The organism is Salinicola lusitanus (assembly GCF_038648475.1).
In the GTDB taxonomy this organism is placed as follows: domain Bacteria; phylum Pseudomonadota; class Gammaproteobacteria; order Pseudomonadales; family Halomonadaceae; genus Salinicola; species Salinicola lusitanus.
The window spans coordinates 2,241,579-2,260,962 of record NZ_CP151919.1; the positions used below are offsets into that span (position 1 = coordinate 2,241,579).

A 19,384-nucleotide genomic window follows, 5' to 3' on the forward strand; every position below is an offset into this window, starting at 1 on the left:
CTGATGGTTTCCGTCAGCGCTTGCTCTGGGTTGGCACGGGCGCCACGCCGGGTCCCGTCGCTTCTCCTACCTTGTGCCATACGCGGCCGTCACGCTGGATCAGGTCATGGGCGCCGGTCGGCCCATCGGTGCCGGCAGCGTACGCTTCGATATCGGGTTCGCCCGCTTCGGACTGCTCGGACCAGGCGTCCAGGAACGGCTGCACCGCGCGCCAGCCGTTCTCGATGGTGTCGGCGCGCTGGAACAGCATCTGATCGCCGGTCAGGCAGTCGTAGATCAGGGTCTCGTAGCCGGTGACCGCGGGCAGATCGAAGAAGTCCTTGTAGGCGAACCCCATCTTGACGGTATCCATTTCCAACTCGGGGCCGGGGCGTTTGGCCTGGAAGTCGAACCACATGCCTTCGTTGGGCTGGATCTGGATGATCAGCCAGTTGGAGGCCATGCGTTCCACGTCGGTGTTGCGAAACTGGGCGTAGGGCGCCGGCTTGAAGCAGATGGCGATTTCGGTATCCCGCGCGCTCATGCGCTTGCCGGTGCGCAGGTAGAAGGGCACGTCGACCCAGCGCCAGTTGTCGACCATCACCTTCATGGCGACGAAGGTTTCGGTCTCGCTCTCTGCATCGACGCCGTGCTCGTCCAGATAGCCGGGCACCTGGCGGTCGCCGAGGGTGCCTTTCGCGTAGCGGCCGCGGGCGGAGTAGCGCTTGGCTTCTTCGGTCGTCCAGGGGCGGATGGCGCCCAGTACCTTCGACTTCTCGCTGCGCAGGGAGTCGGCGCCGAATGCCGCCGGCGGTTCGATCGCGACCATCGCCAGCAGCTGAAACAGGTGGTTGGGAACCATGTCGCGCATCGCGCCGGCCTTGTCGTAGAAGGCGGCACGCTCCTCGACGCCGACCGTTTCCGCAGCGGTAATCTGGATGTGGTCGATGTAGTGATTGTTCCAGAATGGCTCGAACAGCACGTTGGCGAAGCGGGCGACGAGGATGTTCTGGACCGTCTCCTTGCCGAGGAAATGATCGATTCGGTAGATCTGCTCTTCCTGCATCACCTCGAGCAGATCGGCATTCAATTCCCGGGCGGACTCGAGGTCGTGACCGAATGGCTTCTCGACCACGAGCCGGCGGTATCGCCCGTTGCGCTCCTCGAGCAGTCCGGCGCTCCCGAGTTGTCTGGCGATATCGCTGAAGAAACGCGATGACGTGGCGCAATAGAAGAGGGCGTTGTCGCTCTCCGAGGCGGCGATGACCTCATCGATCTGGCGATAGATGGCACCATCGGTGAAATCGCCCTGTCGATAGTGCAGCCGCTTCTCGAAATCCCGCCAGTGGGATTCGTCCAGGGAGCCCTCACGGCTCTCCGAGTGGTTGTCGGCGGCCTTGTCGGCGATGAAGTCCTTGAGGTGCCGACGGAAGCTCTCGTCGTCGTGCTCGGCGAGATCGATGCCGACGATCCGCATTTTCGGAGAGATCAGGCGATCCCGATCCAGATTATAGAGTGAAGGGATCAGCAGCCGCTTCACCAGATCGCCACCGGCGCCGAAGATGAACATCGTGGTGTCGTCGGCGGCAGGCGTCTGTTCGTACTTCGCTCGCGTCGAATGGGGCACGGCTCTCACCTCGTCATGTGGGTTGCCGGGAGTCGGTCGCGTGGTGCGACTTCATCATGGAAGACATTCCGGCCGGGGGCCAGCGAATGCGGCGTTCATCGATTCTCCCGCGCCGATTTTGCGCGTCCTGGCGAGCTGAGCCAGACTGAATCGAACCAAATGCTAGCCAAGACAGGGGGAGTATCACATGCGTGGTGACCGTTCGGAGGCAGGCAGCAGCGCCAGCACGCAGGGTCCCGACCCGGGGCGGGCCGGTCGATCCGCCGACGTCAATCAGGGCCTAACGCTGCATTTCGGCCGTGACGAACTCATCATCCGTCGGCGTTACGAGGTCCTGAGCATCGTCAACGATATTCTCATCGGCATCTGGTTCGTCATCGGCAGCTTTTTCTTTTTTTACGAATCATTGACCTACTACGGTACCTGGCTGTTCCTGATCGGCAGCATCGAGATGCTGATCCGACCGATCATTCGCCTGACTCGACGCCTGCATCTCCAGCGCATTAACGCCCATGCGACGTCACCGGCCGAGGCGGAACACGATTTCTGAGCGCGCGATGGGTCTCGACGATGCGCTGCCCGCCGACATTGCGTCCCGTCGCGATCGCCGACTAGCCTTGGGACAGAGGGATCTTCCATACACCACAGGACGTGGAGCCGATTGTGAACGGAACAGACTCAGAAACGGATCTCGGCAACATGGACGCCGAGAAGCTCGAGCGGCTGTACCGATCCGGCGAAGCCTCTCCGCTGGAGGCGACCCGGGCGGCGCTCGAGCGTATCGAGCGGTTCAACGATGCGGTGAACGCCTATGTCCATGTCGATCGCGAGGGCGCCGAGAAGGCTGCCAAGGCCTCGGCCAGGCGATGGGGTCAGGGCAAGCCGCTGAGCGCCATCGACGGTATCCCGGTATCGATGAAGGACCTGGCCGAAGTGGCCGGCATGCCGGCTCGCGGCGGTTCGTTGACCTCGTCGACGGCGGCGTGCGAAGAGGACTGTCCGCCGGCGCGCATGCTTCGGGAAGCGGGCGCCGTGATTCTCGGCAAGACCAATACGCCTGAATTCGGCTGGAAGGCAGTGACCGACAACCGGGTCTTCGGCGCCACCTGCAATCCCTGGGACACGCGCCTGACCCCGGGCGGTTCTTCGGGCGGGGCGGCAGCGGCGGCGGCGCTCAACATGGGGGTGCTGCACCAGGGCGGCGATTCCGGCGGTTCGATACGCATTCCCGCCGCCTTCACCGGTGTGTTCGGCTTCAAGCCCACCTACGGCTGGACGCCCCAGTGGCCGCCGGCCACGGAGCCGTCGTTGTCCCATATCGGTCCGCTGACCCGAAGTGTCAAGGACGCCGTGCGTATGCTCAACGTCATCGGTCGCTACGACTATCGCGACCCTTACGCCACCCGCGGCCAGCCGGACGATTGGGGGGCGGACATCGACCAGGATCTGCGGGGACTGCGAATCGCCTACTCGCCGACGCTGGGCTACGCCGAGGTCGATGAGCAGATCGCGGCACGCGTGCGCGAGGCGGCCCGCAACCTTGAGCAGTTGGGCGCGGAGGTCGAGGAGGTTCATCCCGGCTTCGAGTCGCCGATCGATATCTTTCAGAAGCTCTGGTTCACCGCCTCGCTGGACTTCTGGTCGAAATGCAGCGATCGGGAGCGCGAACAGCTCGACCCCGGGCTGGTCGACAATGCCCGCACTGCCCAGCAGTGGAGCGCGCTCGACCTGTTCCAGACGCTGGGGCGCCGGGCCAACTTCACCGAGTGCCTGGAGCGCTTCAACCAGAAGTACCATCTGCTGATGACGCCGACGGTGCCCATCGAGCCGTTCGCCACGGGACATGAGGTACCACCGGGCAGTGGCATGCGCGACTGGGAGGAGTGGGCTCCGTTCTCCTACCCGTTCAACCTGAGCCAGCAGCCGGCGGCCTCGGTCCCCTGCGGGTTCACGGAGTCCGGTCTGCCGGTCGGTTTTCAACTCGCCGGTGGCAAGCATGACGACGTGCGTGTGCTGCGTGCCTGCCACGCCTACATGCAGGCGCATCCGCCGCGGTTCCCCCGCGTACCCGATCCGGCGGAAATGGCTTAGGTTGCGCTATCGTCCCGATATCGATCGAGAAATGGCGTGAATCCGGCCCAGATCGTGCGTTTGCCGTCGAAGGGCAAGTCGTCGGGCATCTTGAAACGCTCGTCGCTCTGCATGCGTTGCGCGGCGGTCTCGCAGGTGGATTTATCGGGCCACTCGATCCATGAAAAGACGATCTGCTCATCCGCCTGGGCGGCAACGGAGCGTTTGAAATCGGTGACCTTGCCGTCCGGCACGTCCTCGCCCCAGGCCTCGACGATGCGTATGGCGCCCTGCTCGAGAAAGAAGGTCGCGGCTTTCTCGGCCAGCGCGTGATACGCATCGCGCTTGTCACCGTCCACGGGTACCACGAACCCCTGTACATAGTGCATGTTTTTCCCTCCACGTCTCCTTTAGCCGATCATCGCTCGACTCGCCGCTTGGCCCGCCCTGTCTTGACCGCTCGGCCGTAGCGCCCGAACTCTCGATGTCCTGATGTCACATTCAGCCGGAAACGGGCGCGTTCTCGTCGAATACGCGCAGTTGAGCCCGCAGGGCGCGATCGAAGGCCGGTCGTTCGCTGCATCGCCTCACGTAGGCGTCGAGAGCAGGGCGCTCCACGAGCAGTTCGGTGTGATCGATAATGCGCAGCACCGTGGTCATCATCAGGTCGGCGACGCTGAACTCGTCGACCAGATAGGTACGTTCGCCCAGGACGCGCGCCAGATCGTCGAGTCGATCGACGACATTGCCCAGCACGAACTCACGATGACGTGCCCTGACCGTCTCGTCCTCGACAAAGAAATCCAGTTCGGCCAGCGCCATGATCGGGGGTTCGACGCTGTTCAGGCCGGCGAACAACCAGCTGAGGGTCTGGTCCCGCCGGCGCGGAACTCGAGAGAGCAGCGGTTCGTACTGTTCCGCGATCTTGAGCACGATGGCGCCGGACTCGAACATGGCTTCACCATCCACTTCGATCACAGGCACCTGCCCGAAGGGTTGCCGACACAGATAGGTCGCGCTCCGTTTCTCGACGAAGTCGATGGCCTCGGTCTCGTAGGGCAGGCCGGCCTCCTCCAGGGCCCAGCGGACCCGCAGGTCGCGAACCTTGCCGCGGGCGAAATCGGGTACCCAGCGAAACGCGCTGACTCGAATATGGCTCCCCAGCATGACTTTCACCCCCCGAGGATTCCGCCCTCCGTCCGGTTGTTCAGTAATAGGTCATGTTCCAAACGAGGACTGCTAAGACTTTGGTCATTCGAACGACGCCTGTTAGATACCTCGGACGAATCGGCGATGGCCGACTACGCTTGAACAGGGGGCACAAGATGCGCCACTACTAATCCGTTTGTCTTTTCACCGCCCAGTTCACCGGGCCTGGTCATGGCGGAATCGCCGAGCTCCATCGGGCCTCGAGGCGATCCCCCGCCTGCGAAAGGAGTCGCTCCATGAGTCAGAACGTCGCCGAAATCATCGTCGAAACCCTCTCCAGTGCCGGTGCCAAGCGTTGCTACGGCGTGGTGGGGGACACCATCAACCACTTCACCGATGCCGTCCGCCGCAGCGATCTCGAGTGGGTCCATGTCCGCCACGAGGAGGTCGGCGGTTTCGCCGCTGGCGGCGAAGCCTACATGACCCGCGAGTTGGCGCTGTGCGCCGGCACCTGCGGGCCGGGCACGCTGCACTTCGTCAACGGTCTGTTCGAAGCCCATCGCAGCGGTTCTCCGGTGGTGCTGATCGCTTCCCAGGTCGGCACCGCCGATACCGGTGTCGGTTTTCCGCAGGATGTCGACCCCAAGCCGATCTACGAGCAGTACAGCGTCTTCTGCGAGACGATCATCAACCCCGATCAGGTGCGGCGGCTGACCACATTGGCGGCCCAGGCGGCGCTGGCGAAGAACGGCGTCGCGGTGCTGATCGTGCACGGTGACCTGTTCACCCAGAAGCCGAGCCAGGACCTGCCTTATCGGACGCATCGCTTCGACCCGATCACCCGGCCCAGCGCCGAGGAGCTGGTGCCGGCGATCAAGGCGCTCAATGCCGGCGGCAAGATATCCATTTTCGCGGGAGCGGGCTGCGAGCATGCGCGCAACGAGGTGATGGTGCTGGCCGCCAAGCTCAATGCGCCGGTGGCCTGGACCTCGCGAGCCAAGGATTTCATCGAGCCCGACAATCCCTTCGAGGTCGGGATGACCGGGGTTTTCGGCCTGGCCGGCGGCTACCATGCCGTGGCCGACTGCGACACCTTGCTGCTGCTGGGGTGCAACTTCGCCTGGACGCAGTTCTATCCCGACAAGGCGACGATCATCCAGGTGGATATCGATCCGCAGCAGATCGGCAAGCGTCATCCGGTCGACATCGGGCTGCTCGGCAGCGTGCGCGACACCTGCGCCGCACTGGCCCAGATCGTCGACGAGCAGCATGACACGGCGTGGCTGGAGCGGTGCCGCAAGAGCTATCACAAGGCGCTGGAGCACGACGCCCACGAGTCCGGGGACGATGCGTTGATTCACCCGCAGGAGCTGACGCTGGCGCTGAACGACGCTGCCCACGACGATGCGTTCTTTACCGCCGACGGCGGCAGCCCGATGGTGTGGATGCTGCGTCACATCCGCGCCAACGGCAAACGGCGCACGCTCTCCAGCCTGGTCCACGGCACCATGGCCAACGCCTATCCCCAGGCGATCGGCATCCAGAAGGCGTTTCCGGAGCGTCAGGTCATCGCCATGTGCGGCGACGGCGGCATGACCATGCTGATGGGCGATCTGCTGACTCTGAAACAGGAGCAGATCCCGCTCAAGATCGTCGTCTTCAACAACAGCTCGCTGGGCTTCGTCGAACTGGAGCAGAAGGTCGATGGTCTGCTGGACAGCTACACCGACCTCGACAACCCGGATTTCGGGCTGCTGGCGCAATCGATAGGCCTGTGGGGGCGACGTGTCGAACGCGAGCACGAGCTCAAGCACGCCATTGCCGAATGGCTGTCCCAGCCGGGGCCGGCGCTTCTCGACGTCAAGGTCAATCGCATGGAGCTGGTGATGCCGCCCAAGATCGAGCCGGGGCAGGTCACCTCCACCGCGCTCTACTCGGGCAAGGCGGTGCTCGATGGCCGCATGAGCGATGTCGTCGACCTGGTGAAGAGCAACTTCTGGAAGTGAGTCGTCGTCGGCCTGTCACGCGGCACTCATGGTCCGTGGCAGGCTGATGGCTGCCCCGACCCGACCTCGAGAGCGAAGTCCCATGTCCCACAAGGAATTTCGTCGCCCCGGTCTGCGCGACCTGCGTCGCCTGGCCGTGCCAGGCACCGCAAGATCGACGGTGGCAGCGTCGTCGATGGGCGTCACCGATAGCGATTCGCTGAACGACCGCCAAGGCTACGACACGGCGTTTCTGGACGACCTCGTCGTACCGCTGCCGGTGCCCGTCGGCGCGCGCGCGGAGGACGTGACGCCGGTGCCCGGACGTGACGACGGCCGGCTCGACTACACGCACTTCTCGGTCGTGATGTCGCGCTCCCGCAGGCTGGCGATCTTCACTGCCCTCAATCTCGATGGCAGCCGGCTGGAGAGCGTGCCCAGACGCAACGACAACTGGCGTTTCGATCCCCGGATCGACGAATCGCTTCAGGTCGGCGAATCGCTCTACGCGCGCAACCCGCTGGACCGGGGGCATCTGGTTCGCCGCACTTCGGCCAACTGGGGCCCAGAGGCCGAGCAGGCCAATGCCGATACCTTCCACTTCACCAACTGCACGCCACAGATGGCGGGGTTCAACCAGCAGACCTGGCTGGGGCTGGAAGATTACCTGCTGGAGAACGCCCGCGCCGACGGGCAGCGAATCACGGTCTTCACCGGGCCCGTGTTCCGAGAGGGGGACCGCCGCTACCGAGGCGTGAAAATCCCCGAGGCGTACTGGAAGGTGGTGGCGTTCATGGCGGATGGTCAGCCCTCGGCCACGGCCTACATGATCGAGCAGGCCGAGGAGCTCGAAGGGCTCGGCTTCATGTTCGGGCAGTACAAGACCTACCAGCGCAGCGTGGCCCGGATCGGCGAGCTGGCCGGGCTCGACTTCGCCGACCTGGCCGAATACGACGGGTTCTCCAACGAGGAGCGCGAGACAGGCACACGGATCGAGACGGAGATTCGCGGGCCGTCGGATATTCTCGTCTAGAGGCTGCGGCGAGCCGCCGCTTGCGCTTGCCGGCGCATCCCTTACCATGCTCATTATCTTGGCGCTGGATGCCACTGACTCGATGGGTATGGCGTGCTCATGAATGTATCGCACTTCGCAAGCTTCAACGTGGCCGGGGGCATCGGCCTGCTCTGTGCCACGCTGATCCAGGAGCTGTCTCGACGCCACGTCAATCTGGTATTCAACAAGGGCGACCGAGTCGCCAAGGCGATGGCCGCGCGGCTACCGCCGGACACGCCGGTGATTCGCTACAAGGCGCCGCAGGGCGTCAAGCTGCCGGCCTGGGTGCCGGGGCTGCGGGAGTGGGGCGTGTCGCGGTCGCTGACCGGTTTGCCGCGTCCCGACGTGCTGCTGAGCTGGTCCCAGCTCAACGCCGGGCCCCTGATCGCGGCCCATCGCAAACTCGGCGCGCGAGCGATCCACTACGATCACGGCTCCGCCTGGCGCGCCATGCCGAGCCGCTCGAGACTGGCGCACCTTGCCGCCTGCGACGGCGTGATCTGTGTCTCCCACGCCACCCGCCGCATGTTGCAGCTGCGCTGGGGCGTCGCCGATATCTCCATGGTGGTGCAGCACAACCCCCTGATTCACCCCTTGCGGGACCGCGTCGTCATCGAGGCGCCCGAGCCGGCCGTGAAGCGGCGTTGGCGGCTGGGCGTCGCCGGACGGCTGGTGCCGGTCAAGGGGTTCCCCATCGCCATCCGCGCGCTTCGCCGGCTGGTGGACGGCGGCCTCGACGCCGAGTTGCACGTACTCGGCAGCGGCATGATGCAGCAGGATCTGGAGACACTGGTCGAAGCGCTGCAATTGAAGGATCGGGTCGTCTTTCACGGTTTCGTCGACGACATGCCCGCCGCGCTGGCGCGACTCGACCTGCTGCTCTGTCCTTCGTTTCGCGAGACCTTCGGGATGGTCAGCATCGAGGCCGCCGCCGTTGGCTGCCCGGTCATCGGCAGTCGGGTCGACGGGCTACCGGAGACCCTGGACGAAGGAGTCACCGGGCTCACCCTGCCATGCACGGAAGCGGTCGAATCGCTCACGACGCATCCCGGTCACAGCAGCATCTCGGCCCAGGTCTACGATCCCGATACCGACCAACTGCGGGTGCCGCTCGGCGTTTCGCCGGTGCGGCTGGCCGAGAGCGTTGCCGCGGTACTGGGCGACCCGGAGCGCCATCACCGCATGCGCGTGGCGGGTCGCCAATTCGTCAGCGAGCGCTTTACGCTGGAGCGATACGTCGACAGCATGACCCGACATCTGCAATCGATGGGAGCGGCATGAACGGACGGCACGACGCAGAGCCCGTGGCCGGCGGTGGCTACCGCTTTCGCCTGCCGGACGAGATGGTCGGGGTGGCCGGCATGGTGGAGATCGAACTGGCGCTGGAGACCGGCGGCTGGCGCTTGTGGCGTCGCGGCCTGCCCACCGTCACGGTCGGTCGCGACGGTGGCGAGGTGGTCTCCTTCACCCTGGAAGCGTCGCGCGACAGCCAGAGGATCGCCTATTCGCTGACGCCCGACCTGCCCGCACAGAGCGAGCTGCGTCTCGCCATCGACGGTGCCCGGCTCGTCGGGGCGCCGCGTCTCCATTGGCATCCGCGCCCCCGTCTGAACGGCCCGTTTCTGATTCTGGCGCCGCATCCCGACGATGCGGAGTTGGCCGCCGGCGGCTTCTACAGCGACCACGCCGACTCCCTGCACATCGTCACTCTCTCCTGCGGCGAGAAGCTCAAGGGAGTGGATCGTCAGTACCTCGATGGACTGGACCGGACACTGGCGGATGCCACCCGACGCAAGGCGGAGTGGCGGCGCTGGAACGTCTACGCCTCGCCGATGCTGGCCGGTCTGCCGGCGGAGCGGTCGACCCTGATCGGGGTGCCGGATGGCCAAGGGTGGCCGTTGATCCACGACGGCACTCCCCAGAGGCCCGTCTGGCCGCTACGCGAGGCGCGGGCATTCAATCGTGCCGAGCTGCCGTTTTCGGAGGCCGACGTGCTCGAGCGCGAGCATGTGCTGGCGGCCCTGCGCCAGATGATCGACGCCATCCGCCCGAACACGATACTGGTGACCGACCCGGAGTTCGATCCGCACGCCGACCATCGCGCGACCTCGCTGGCGCTGGCCATGGCGCTGGCGAAAAGCGCGCACCGGCCGACCCAAGTCATGCTCTATGCCAACCACTACCGCCGCGCCTACCCACCCGGCCCGGCTTTCCAGCCCGCCTGGATGCCGCCGCGATCCATCGCCATCGATGACTTGTTCGACGACACGCCGACACCGATGCTCTGGCCGCTCGACGCGGAGCGACAGAAACACAAGGCGCTGCTGCTGGACAGCATGAGCGACCTCTCGCCGCGCGCCAATCGCCGCCAGCAGCGGCGCCGGGCGAGGCGGGCGGGGTTCGTGCCGACGTTCGCCGCGGACAGGGATCCCTATTTTCAAGCGGCGGTCCGTTCGACCGAACTCTTCCGGGTACTGCCGGCCGACGCGTTCGTGGCGGGTTGGTTTCGACGACTCGACACTGCGGACTGAGGGCCGCGATCGCCTCCGACCGGGGCGGGGGCAGGTCCAGGCGGAAGCCGAGAATCGCGACGGCAGTGACCTGTGCTAAGGCGGCGTGCCTTCCAGCGCTTCCTGCAACCAATCGAGCAGTGCCCGGGTGGCGGGGCGTTCCGGCGAGCCCCGTCTCGTGTAGATGGCGACCGCCTGCGGTTGCTGCAGGCTTTCGCGCACGGGACGAACCAGTTCGCCCGAGGCGATCAGCCGTTCGGTGGTGCGCCGCCAGCCCAGCGCCACGCCGTGGCCCTCCAGGGTTGCCTGAAGCATCAGCGGATAGCTGTCGAAGGTCTTTCCCGGGAGCGGGGGAGCCTGCGAATGTCCCATCGCCCGGAGCCAGTCGGACCACTCCACCCAGTCCGGCGGCGTGGCGTGGTGGTGAAGCAGGGCGAATGCCGTCAACGACGCCAGCGAGCGGGGGGCACCGTGTGCCGCGGGGTGCGCCGGGCTGCAGACGGGATAGACCTCGTCGCCGGCCGTGAGTGCCAGCGGATGATGACCGCTGGGCCTGCCGCTCGTCTGCAGGGCGATATCGAACGGTTCGCGATGTTCCGCGATGGGGCGCGTCGAGGTGACCAGTTTCAGATCGATATCGGGATGGCGACGATTGAAGGCGGCCAGGCGCGGCATCAGCCAGTAGAACGCCTCGCAGAGTTGGCAGAACAGGGTGACCTGGGCGCCGCGAGCGGGGCCGCGCATGTCGTTGGCTTGATCGGCCATGGCGCCCAGGGAACGAGAGACGGTCGCCGCCAGCTCGCGTCCTGCCGGGGTGAGGAAGACCCCGCGATTGCGACGCTCGAACAGCACCAGCCCGAGATTCTCCTCCAGCGCGCGAACCTGACGGCTGACGGCGGCCTGGGTGAGGTGCAACTCGTCTGCCGCGCGCGAGATGCTCTCGAGCCGTGCCGCCGCCTCGAAGGGCAGCAGCGTCGATAGGGGCGGCAACGATTTACCTAGCCAATTCATAACCTGAGCTCATGGATGACGACGCAGAAGTCGTTGGTCGGATGACGGGCTCCGCGGGCATGGTGAGACCCATTGCGAACCCTTGGAGATCATCATGCACCCCGAACGCCATGACAACCGTCGCCAGGGCGTGGCGCTGATCGTCGGGTCGGTCTGCCTGCTGGCGTTGTCCGATGCGCTGGTCAAGTCTCTCGGCGCCGGGCCATCGCTCTGGCAGTTGCTGACATTGGCATCGTCGATATCGATTCCGCTCCTCGCGGGATGCCTGCTGCTGCGCGGGGGCTGGAGGGCGCTGCTCCCCGAGCGACCGGGGTGGGTGATGTTGCGCAGTCTGCTGCTACTGGCGATGTGGCTGCTGTTCTATGCGTCGCTGCCCCTGATCCCGCTCGCCACCGCGGCCGTGGGCATCTACACCACGCCGCTGTTCATCGCGATTCTCGCGTCGGCCATCGGCGAAGAGCGGCTCACGCGCGGGAACTGGGCGGCGATCGGGCTTGGCTTCGGCGGCGTGCTGCTGGTGCTGCGACCGGGCCTGGGGGTGTTCTCCCTCGCCATGACATTGCCGGTGGCGGCGGCGTGCTGCTACGCCGGAGCCATGGTGCTGACGCGTCGCCACTGCGCGAGCGAGCGCCCGCTGGTGCTGGCCCTGGGGCTGAATCTGGGCTTCGCGCTGGCCGGTGTGGCGGGGAGTGGCCTGGTGGCGATGTGGGTCGACGATCAGGCACTGCCGCGGGGTTTCCTGAGCCGTTCGTGGCAACCGCTCGACCTTGCCGAGGCCGCCCTGATCCTGCTCTATGCGCTACTGATGGTGAGCGTCAACACGGGCGTGGCGCGAGCCTATCAGATCGCCCCCTCCTCGCTGGTGGGAACGTTCGATTACGCCTACCTCCCCTTTGCCGCCGTCTGGGGCGCCCTGTGGTTCGACGAGGTTCCCGATGCGACGACCTGGCTCGGCATGACGGTGATCCTGATCTCGGGCTGGCTGGTCCTGCGACGTTCCGGCGCTCGATCACGCCTGGCAAAGCCTTGACCTCAAGCTAACTTGAGGAGGCAGGATGATGTCTCGTTCTGGATCGGGGAGGTAGACATGCATAACACCGGTTTCATCTGCGCCACGTGTGGCCTGCAGTATCCAAGGAGCGATACGCCACCGGAGCACTGCGATATCTGTGAGGACGAGCGCCAGTTCGTCCCGGTCGAAGGGCAGCGCTGGACAACGCCAACCCAGTTGACGGCCAGTCACACCAACACCTTTCGTCATATGGCGCCGGGGTTGATGGCCATCGGCACCACGCCCAGCTTCGCCATCGGCCAGCGCGCCTTCCTGTTGCGGACGCCGGCCGGCAACGTGCTGTGGGACTGCCTGACGCTGCTCGACGAGGCGACCATCGAGATCATCGAAGGGCTCGGCGGGCTCGACGCCATCGTGCTGTCTCACCCGCATTTCTTCACCACCATGGCCGAGTGGGCGCGGGCGTTCGACTGTCCGGTCCACGTTCACGCCGCGGATCGCGAATGGGTCAGCGTGCCGGACGCGCGAATCGAGTTCTGGGAAGGCGCCTCGCGCGAGATACTGCCCGGCGTCACCGTACATTCCCTGGGCGGTCATTTCCCCGGCGCCAGCGTGCTGCACTGGGCGGAACACGGGGTCCTGCTGACGGGCGACACGCTGATGGTGACGCCGGATCGGATGGCGTCGTTCATGTGGTCCTATCCCAACAACGTGCCGCTGGATGCGGGGACGGTGGCGGGCATCGCCCGACGCCTGGAACCGCTCGCGTTCGATAGCGCCTACTCCGCCTTCTGGGGGCGCGAGATCCTGGTCGACGCCAAGCGCGTCATCGAGGAGTCGGCACAGCGTCACTGCCGGGCGCTGGGACGAGGAGTGTCGAGTTCGGATGCCGCCGAGTTCGGGCGTTAGGGCTGGCATACTAGGGAGACCGGGCCGCATCGCGGCCCGCAACCTGTCCCCATCGAGGCATCGGCGATCAGCTCATGAAGGAATACCTACGCCAAGGTGGCGAGATGCGCTTCTGGCGCAGCGGCGAACTGCCATTCGTGGAAGCGAGACTGACCCGGGAGGGTCGGGGCGTGGGCTATGCGCGGCACAGCCACGAGGCGTTCTCGATCGGCGCGGTGCTGGCGGGACGCAGTCTCTACGAGTACCAGGTGCCCGGCGAGTCGTTACGGACGATACCGGTGTCCGAAGGGGCCGTCGTGGTCATGAATCCGTTCGAGATCCACGCCTGCAATCCGCTCGACGACACGCCCTGGTCCTACGTCATGCTCTATGCCGACGCCCGCTGGCTGGCGGCGCTGCAGCGAGAGGCCGGCATCGGCGAAGGTCGCTTCCTGCCATTGGCGCTGCACATGACACGCGCGCCAGCGCTCTACCGCGATCTCTTGGGGCTGTGCGACGAGCTGTTCGACGCCGATGGCCCGCCGGCCGCCAAGGCCGCGGCAAGCGAGTCATTCTTCCGGCGGTTGTTGGTGCAGCCAGGTGCCTACCGGGCCGAGCCACGGCGCGACGGCTCGGTGCTGCAGCCGGTGGTCGACTTCATTCGCGACCACTGCACCGAGCACTTGCCGCTCGAGCGCATGGCCGCCGAAGCGGGGTTGTCGCCGACGCATCTGGTACGAAGCTTCAAGCGCCAGTATGGCATCACCCCGCATGCCTTCTTGACCGATTGTCGCGTTCGCCATGGCCAGGCCGCCCTGAAAGCGGGAAGTGCCATCGCCGATGTGGCGCTCGAGTGCCGATTCGCCGACCAGTCCCACTTTCAGCGGACCTTCAAGCGCTTCACCGCAGCGACGCCTGACCAGTATCGCCGAGCGGGACGACCGCAAGACTCGAGGCGCTGAGCAGCAGCATCAGTGCCAGGCCACGATTGATCCAGCGCACCTGCCGTGGCGTCGGCAGGCGCCTTCCCAGCCAGGCGCCCAGCGCGGCCCAGCTCGCCAGGCTGAGATAGCAGATGACGAAGAAGATCAGCGCGAACAGGGCGACGGAACCGGCACTGCCGGCGGAAGTGTAGGCACCGGTGCCCGCTGCCGAGGCCATCCAGGCCTTGGGGTTCAACCACTGCATGAGTGCCCCCCGGCGAAACGACGCGCGACGCGGGTCGCGGGCGCGGAGATGGCCGTCGTCGAGCGCCAGGCCGACACTCATGTAGAGCAGGAAAAGCACACCGGCCCAGCGAATCGCAATCATGGCGGGCGGCCAATTCAGAACCGGCTGCAGCGCTCCGCCGATCGCCAGCAGCAGCAAGGTAAAGCCGCAGGTGGCACCGCTTACGTGGCGAAGGCTGTGGCGAAAGCCGTAGCTCAGCCCGGTGCTCAACGCGACCAGGTTGACCGGGCCGGGAGACAGCGAAGCTGCCAGGGCGAAGGCGGCCATGGAAAGGACGACGGCGGATGACATGGAGAGCTCCTCTCGACTGGAAGAAGAGGAGCGTAGGGGGTGGGGGGCGGAGAATATTGAAGAATATTGCCCTCAGCCGGTGCCGCCGACATCGATATCCACTTCCACCATCATGCCGGGCCCGATCCGTTCGGTGGGGCCGTCGTCGAAGCGGATGCGCACGGGGATTCGCTGGGTGATCTTGGTGAAATTGCCCGAGGGGTTGGGGTCCGGCAGCAGCGCGAACTGGCTGGTCGCGGCGCGGCCGATGACGGCGACATGGCCGCTGAAGGTCCGGTCGGGGAAGGCATCGACGGTAATGGCGACGGGCTGGCCGGTACGCAGGGCGCCGACATCGGTCTCCTTGATGTTGGCTTCCACCCACAGCTTCGAGGGGTCGTGCATCATCACGATGGGCTGGCCGGCGCTGACGTATTCGCCCTGATCGATGAGCGTCTTGTCGACCACGCCGTCGATGGGGCTGTCGATCGTGAGGTCGGTGATGCGCAGTTGCTGTTCCTCCAGCGTCGCTCGGGTTTCGGCCAGTTGCTGGCGGGCGATGCGTACCTGCTGTCTCAGCACTTCGGGATTGGGAAGCGGCATCTGCGAGCCGTTGATGAAGCCGACCTCGGCGTTGTCGGCCAGGGCCTGGCTGACTCGCACCTCCTGCTGCGCCTGGGCGTGTTCCGCGAGTGCGGCCTGATAGGCGTAGTAGTCCTGATCGCGGCGCTGCTCCGAGACCGAGCGTTTCTGGTAGAGCGTGTCGGAGCGCTGGAAATCGCGCTCGGCTTCGGTCAGCCGGGCCTGGGCGGCCTTCTCGGCCGCCTTGCTCGCCTCCAGTTGACGCTGCATCAGGCTGATGCCGCCTTTCAACTGCTTCTGGGCCGTCGCCAGCCGTGCCTGCTCGTACGTCAGACGTGCCTGCTGGGTCGCGACCTTGGCCGTCAGTGCTTCGTGCTGGCGCTGGTCCGGCTTGCTGTAGAGCGCGGCGACGGCATCGCCGCGTTTCAGGGTGTCGCCCTCGATCAGGTCGAACGTCGTCACCCAACCCTCGAGACGACTGCTGACGGTCACCTCGTCGGTCATGACGCGAGCGTCCTGGGCGCTGACATGGGTCAGGCGATGGGCGACGGCCAGACCGATCCAGATCAGACACAGCACCACGACGATGGCGAGTATCAGCAGCTTGGCGCTGCGCGGCAGGCGGCGTTTGCGGGGCTGGGAAGCGTCGGCGGTCATGGTGCGGGTGCATCCTTCGTCGATCGGGTGGGCGGAGTCAGACATGGGGCGAACGGCGCCAGCGGCTGAGCAGCAGCGAGGGGATCACCACCAGCAGCAGGCTGCCGATCAGGATCCAGAAGCCATCCTGATAGGCGAGAATCGACGCCCAGATCGCCTCGATGCGACCCAGCAGATAGCCGGCCATGGCCGGCTGGTGAATTTCCGGCACGCCGAGGCGGCCCACCAGGTCGGTCAGTTGCCCCAGGGCCTGGCGGGCGGTGGTGTTGCCGGCGTTGACGCCGGCATTCAGGATCTGGCCGTGATAGGCGGTCTGACGATCCAGCAGGATGACCAGTCCGGCCGTGCCCAGCGCGCCGCCCAGTTGCAGGGCGAAGTTGATCGCGCCGGAGCCATGGCCGGTGAGATGGCCGGGCAAGCCGGCGATGGCGTTGGAGAGCGTCGGAGGCGGGAACGCGGCCATGCCGATGGAGAGAATGCCCATCGCCACGGCGAGGTAGAAAAACGAGGTGTTCCAGTCCATCTGCGCCATCAGCCATACCGAGAACAGGGTACAGGCCAGCCCCGGCAGGGTGATCCAGTGGGGCGGATAACGGTCGCTGAGCCAGCCCACCAGCGGCACCAGGATGCCGAGTACCGCAGTGGAGGGCAGGAATATCTGGCCGGCGGTGATCGGACTGTAGTGCAGCACCGCCTGCACGAATTGCGGCAGCAGGTACATGATGCCGTAGAAGGTGCCACCGAACAGGCACATCGCCAGCGTGCCGACCACGAACAGCCGGTTGCGGAAGATCGCCAGATCCAGCAGCGGGTGGGCGATACGTCTCTGCCAGGCGATGAAGGCGGCACCGCAGAGCACCGAGGTCAGGATCAGCTCGGGCACTCGCGGATCGTACCAGCCCCAGCGCTGGCCGTTGGAGAGCGCCGCCAGCAGCGAGAAGACGCCGATGAACAGCAGCACGACACCGGCCCAGTCGAACGGTGGGCGAGGGCCCTTTTGCTCCCGGGTCGGCAGAAAGAACAGCCCCATGACGATGGCCGCGAAGCAGATCGGCAGGGTCACGAAGAAGACGTAGCGCCAGGTGAAGTGCTCCACCAGCCAGCCGCCGACCACGGTCGCCAGCGTCAACGGCAGCCCCAGGCACATGCCGTACATCGCGGTGGCCATGCCGCGACCTTCCGGCGGGTAGGCGGCAAACAGCGCCTGCATGGCCACCGGGCGGATCAAGCCGGTCATGCCGCCCTGGACGATCCTGGCTGCCACCAGCGCCGCCATGCCCTGACCCAGGCCACCCAGGATCGAAGCCGCGATGAAGGCCAGCAGCAGTCCCACGAAGGTCGCGCGCTGGCCGACCGCCGCCACCAGCCAGGGAGCGATCAACAGCGATACCGTGGTCGAGGCGAGGAATCCGGTGGAGAGCCACTGGACCTGGGAGTCGCTCATGCCGAAAGCGCCCTTGATATAGGGGATGGCCACGTTGACGATGGTGATCGACATGCCCAGTGCCACCAGCCCCAGCATCACCGTCAGCGTGACCCAGAGCTTATAGCGAGGGCCGTAGCGCGCGAACAGCTGCTCGACCTGGGTCATGCGTCGTCGCACCGGCTGGCGATCGTCCGGATCGTGAGAGGCAATGGCACTCCTTGTCGGTTCATGGGCACGCCATGGAGCCAGCCCCAGCCGTCGCGAGGGGGCGATCGGTTGCTGGCTCTGGCAGGAGGCGGCGCCAGGGCTTTCGTGGTTGCGGCGAAAGGGGCGTCGATGAAGGAAGCAGGCGAATCGATAACGCGTCTATGTTTTGCTCGCTAAGCGATTATCCCGACTTGGTTGTATGACTTTCAAGGGGATTGCGACTAAGGTCGCGCACCTCGGGCGCTGGGTAGGTGGCGCGCGATCGGCGAAGTCATCGACCCGTCGGGCCACGGATCCAGGGCCCGTACCTGATCACACCGGGCCAACGGCCCTGTCGAAAACGCCCCTCGCGGGAGGGGCGTTTCAGGTGGCCGCCGGGGCGCTCAGGACGAGGCGGGGTGCGCGTCCCGGACCGACGGATGCGGGTCGATGACGCGCGAGCCGCGGAAACCGTAGAAGGCGATGAACAGGTAGCAGATCAGCGGCAGCACGAAGGCGTGGTGAATGCCCACGGTGTCGGCGATCGCGCCCTGGGCGACTGGCAGAATGGCACCGCCGACGATGGCCATGATCAGCAGGCTCGACGCCTTGCTGGTCAACGGGCCGAGCTTGGCGATGCCCAGCGTGAAGATGGTCGGGAACATGATCGAGTTGAACAGGCCGATGGCGACGATGCTCCACATGGCGGTATGACCGGAGGCAAGCATGGTGGTCATCGTGAGCAGTGCCGCCACGATGGCGAACAGGCCCAGCAGCAGGCTGGGGCGGATCTTCTGCATCAACGCCGACCCGATGAAGCGGCCTATCATCGCGCCGCCCCAGTAGTAGGCGACATAGCTGGCGGCATCGCTCTCGCTCATGTTGCCGATCTCCGGCAGCGAAATGTAGTTGATCAGAAAGCTGCCGATGGAGACCTCGGCGCCGACGTAGGCGAAGATACCGATCACGCCGAACAGCACGTGGGGATGGCGCAGCGCCTGGGCGGCGGTGACTTTCTCGGTGGGGCTGTCGTCGCGGGCCTGGTCCTTGAAGTTGGGCAGCTTCCAGAGGTAGATCACGACCGCGAGGATGGCGAGCACTGCCGCCAGCAGCAGGTAGGGGAGCTGCACGCTCTGGGCCTGCTGGACCTTGTAGGCCATCCGGTCGGCGCTGGACATGTCGGCCAGCTCGCTGGCGCCCAGCACTGCCGCGCCCAGGATCAGCATCCCGCCGAAGTAGGGCGCCAGCGTGGTGCCGAGTGAGTTGAACGCCTGGGCCAGGTTGAGCCGGCTGGACGCGGAGCCTTCCGGGCCCAAAAGGCTGACATAGGGATTGGCTGCGACCTGCAGCATCGTCACCCCGCTGGCGAGCACGAACAGGGCAGTCAGAAACAGCGGATAGGAGGGTGCCCGGGCGGCGGGGTAGAACATCACCGCGCCCACGGCCGCGATCAGCAGGCCCAGGCTGATGGCGTTCTTGTAGCCGATCCTCGCCAGCACCTTGCCCATCGGCAACGACATGATGAAATAGGCGCCGAAGAAGGTGAACTGGATCAGCATGGTCTGGGTGTAGTTGAGCGAGAAGACCGCCTTCAGGTGGGGGATCAGAATGTCGTTGAGACAGGTGATGAATCCCCACATGAAGAAGATCGTCGTGACGACGATCAGCGCGCTGCGATAGTTCGGTCGTTGCATGTCGGGCATGAGCGAAATCCTCGTGATGACAAGTCCTGAATTGAGCGTTACCGA

General features: G+C 65.6%; 17 protein-coding genes. 9 read left to right on the forward strand and 8 right to left on the reverse strand.

The genetic code is table 11. The features are described from left to right. Positions 1-13: 13 nt before the first annotated feature. The gene (gene zwf / locus AAGT95_RS10370; protein ID WP_342596429.1) at positions 14-1,606 is read right to left on the reverse strand and encodes a glucose-6-phosphate dehydrogenase; all 1,593 of its coding nucleotides are present in this window, start codon (positions 1,604-1,606) and stop codon (positions 14-16) included. Positions 1,607-1,793: 187 nt separating this feature from the next. Here zwf and AAGT95_RS10375 point away from each other — a divergent pair, with 187 nt between their 5' ends. Further along, positions 1,794-2,156 (forward strand): YrhK family protein, encoded by a 363-nt coding sequence (locus tag AAGT95_RS10375; protein WP_342596430.1) that lies wholly within the window; start codon positions 1,794-1,796, stop codon positions 2,154-2,156. Positions 2,157-2,269: 113 nt separating this feature from the next. Next, entirely contained in the window at positions 2,270-3,697 is a 1,428-nt protein-coding gene (locus AAGT95_RS10380; RefSeq protein ID WP_342596431.1) for an amidase, read from the forward strand. Here the strand turns inward: AAGT95_RS10380 and AAGT95_RS10385 are convergent. Next, positions 3,694-4,065: a DUF1428 domain-containing protein gene (locus AAGT95_RS10385; RefSeq protein WP_342596432.1), complete on the reverse strand. Its 372-nt coding sequence runs from the start codon at positions 4,063-4,065 to the stop codon at positions 3,694-3,696. The genes AAGT95_RS10380 and AAGT95_RS10385 overlap by 4 nt on opposite strands. A gap of 112 nt (positions 4,066-4,177) precedes the next feature. Further along, the gene (locus AAGT95_RS10390) at positions 4,178-4,843 is read right to left on the reverse strand and encodes a glutathione S-transferase family protein (protein WP_342596433.1); all 666 of its coding nucleotides are present in this window, start codon (positions 4,841-4,843) and stop codon (positions 4,178-4,180) included. 278 nt (positions 4,844-5,121) lie between these two features. Here AAGT95_RS10390 and AAGT95_RS10395 point away from each other — a divergent pair, with 278 nt between their 5' ends. The 4 genes from AAGT95_RS10395 (at position 5,122) to AAGT95_RS10410 (ending at position 10,395) form a co-directional block, all read left to right on the forward strand. Then, the gene (locus AAGT95_RS10395; RefSeq protein ID WP_342596434.1) at positions 5,122-6,831 is read left to right on the forward strand and encodes a thiamine pyrophosphate-dependent enzyme; all 1,710 of its coding nucleotides are present in this window, start codon (positions 5,122-5,124) and stop codon (positions 6,829-6,831) included. An 82-nt stretch (positions 6,832-6,913) separates the two neighbouring features. Beyond that, positions 6,914-7,843, forward strand: coding sequence for a DNA/RNA non-specific endonuclease (locus AAGT95_RS10400; protein ID WP_342596435.1), 930 nt, complete (start codon positions 6,914-6,916; stop codon positions 7,841-7,843). Between the two features lie 99 nt (positions 7,844-7,942). Continuing rightward, positions 7,943-9,145 (forward strand): glycosyltransferase family 4 protein, encoded by a 1,203-nt coding sequence (locus AAGT95_RS10405; protein WP_342596436.1) that lies wholly within the window; start codon positions 7,943-7,945, stop codon positions 9,143-9,145. Then, positions 9,142-10,395, forward strand: a complete 1,254-nt coding sequence (locus AAGT95_RS10410) for a PIG-L family deacetylase (protein WP_342596437.1) — start codon at positions 9,142-9,144, stop codon at positions 10,393-10,395. Before AAGT95_RS10405 ends, AAGT95_RS10410 begins: the two co-directional genes overlap by 4 nt. Before the next feature lie 75 nt (positions 10,396-10,470). Here AAGT95_RS10410 and AAGT95_RS10415 read toward each other — a convergent pair whose 3' ends face one another. Next, on the reverse strand, positions 10,471-11,385 hold the full coding sequence (locus AAGT95_RS10415; protein ID WP_342596438.1) for a LysR substrate-binding domain-containing protein: 915 nt from the start codon (positions 11,383-11,385) through the stop codon (positions 10,471-10,473). Between the two features lie 94 nt (positions 11,386-11,479). On the opposite strand from AAGT95_RS10415, the gene AAGT95_RS10420 reads away from it, so the two are divergent. The 3 genes from AAGT95_RS10420 to AAGT95_RS10430 all read left to right on the forward strand — a co-directional run bounded on the left by AAGT95_RS10420 (position 11,480) and on the right by AAGT95_RS10430 (position 14,247). Next, positions 11,480-12,415: a DMT family transporter gene (locus AAGT95_RS10420; protein ID WP_110602644.1), complete on the forward strand. Its 936-nt coding sequence runs from the start codon at positions 11,480-11,482 to the stop codon at positions 12,413-12,415. A gap of 57 nt (positions 12,416-12,472) precedes the next feature. Next, entirely contained in the window at positions 12,473-13,306 is an 834-nt protein-coding gene (locus AAGT95_RS10425; RefSeq protein WP_342596439.1) for an MBL fold metallo-hydrolase, read from the forward strand. A gap of 74 nt (positions 13,307-13,380) precedes the next feature. After that, entirely contained in the window at positions 13,381-14,247 is an 867-nt protein-coding gene (locus AAGT95_RS10430; protein WP_342596440.1) for an AraC family transcriptional regulator, read from the forward strand. Here AAGT95_RS10430 and AAGT95_RS10435 read toward each other — a convergent pair. The 4 genes from AAGT95_RS10435 to fucP form a co-directional block, all read right to left on the reverse strand. Then, positions 14,186-14,806, reverse strand: coding sequence for a LysE family translocator (locus AAGT95_RS10435; protein ID WP_342596441.1), 621 nt, complete (start codon positions 14,804-14,806; stop codon positions 14,186-14,188). The two genes, AAGT95_RS10430 and AAGT95_RS10435, sit on opposite strands and share 62 nt — an antisense overlap. A gap of 72 nt (positions 14,807-14,878) precedes the next feature. Then, positions 14,879-16,069, reverse strand: coding sequence for an HlyD family secretion protein (locus AAGT95_RS10440; RefSeq protein ID WP_342596442.1), 1,191 nt, complete (start codon positions 16,067-16,069; stop codon positions 14,879-14,881). After that, entirely contained in the window at positions 16,062-17,615 is a 1,554-nt protein-coding gene (locus tag AAGT95_RS10445; protein ID WP_110602652.1) for a DHA2 family efflux MFS transporter permease subunit, read from the reverse strand. The genes AAGT95_RS10440 and AAGT95_RS10445 overlap by 8 nt, the downstream gene beginning before the upstream one ends. A gap of 425 nt (positions 17,616-18,040) precedes the next feature. Further along, on the reverse strand, positions 18,041-19,339 hold the full coding sequence (gene fucP, locus AAGT95_RS10450; RefSeq protein ID WP_342596443.1) for an L-fucose:H+ symporter permease: 1,299 nt from the start codon (positions 19,337-19,339) through the stop codon (positions 18,041-18,043). Positions 19,340-19,384 lie beyond the last annotated feature (45 nt).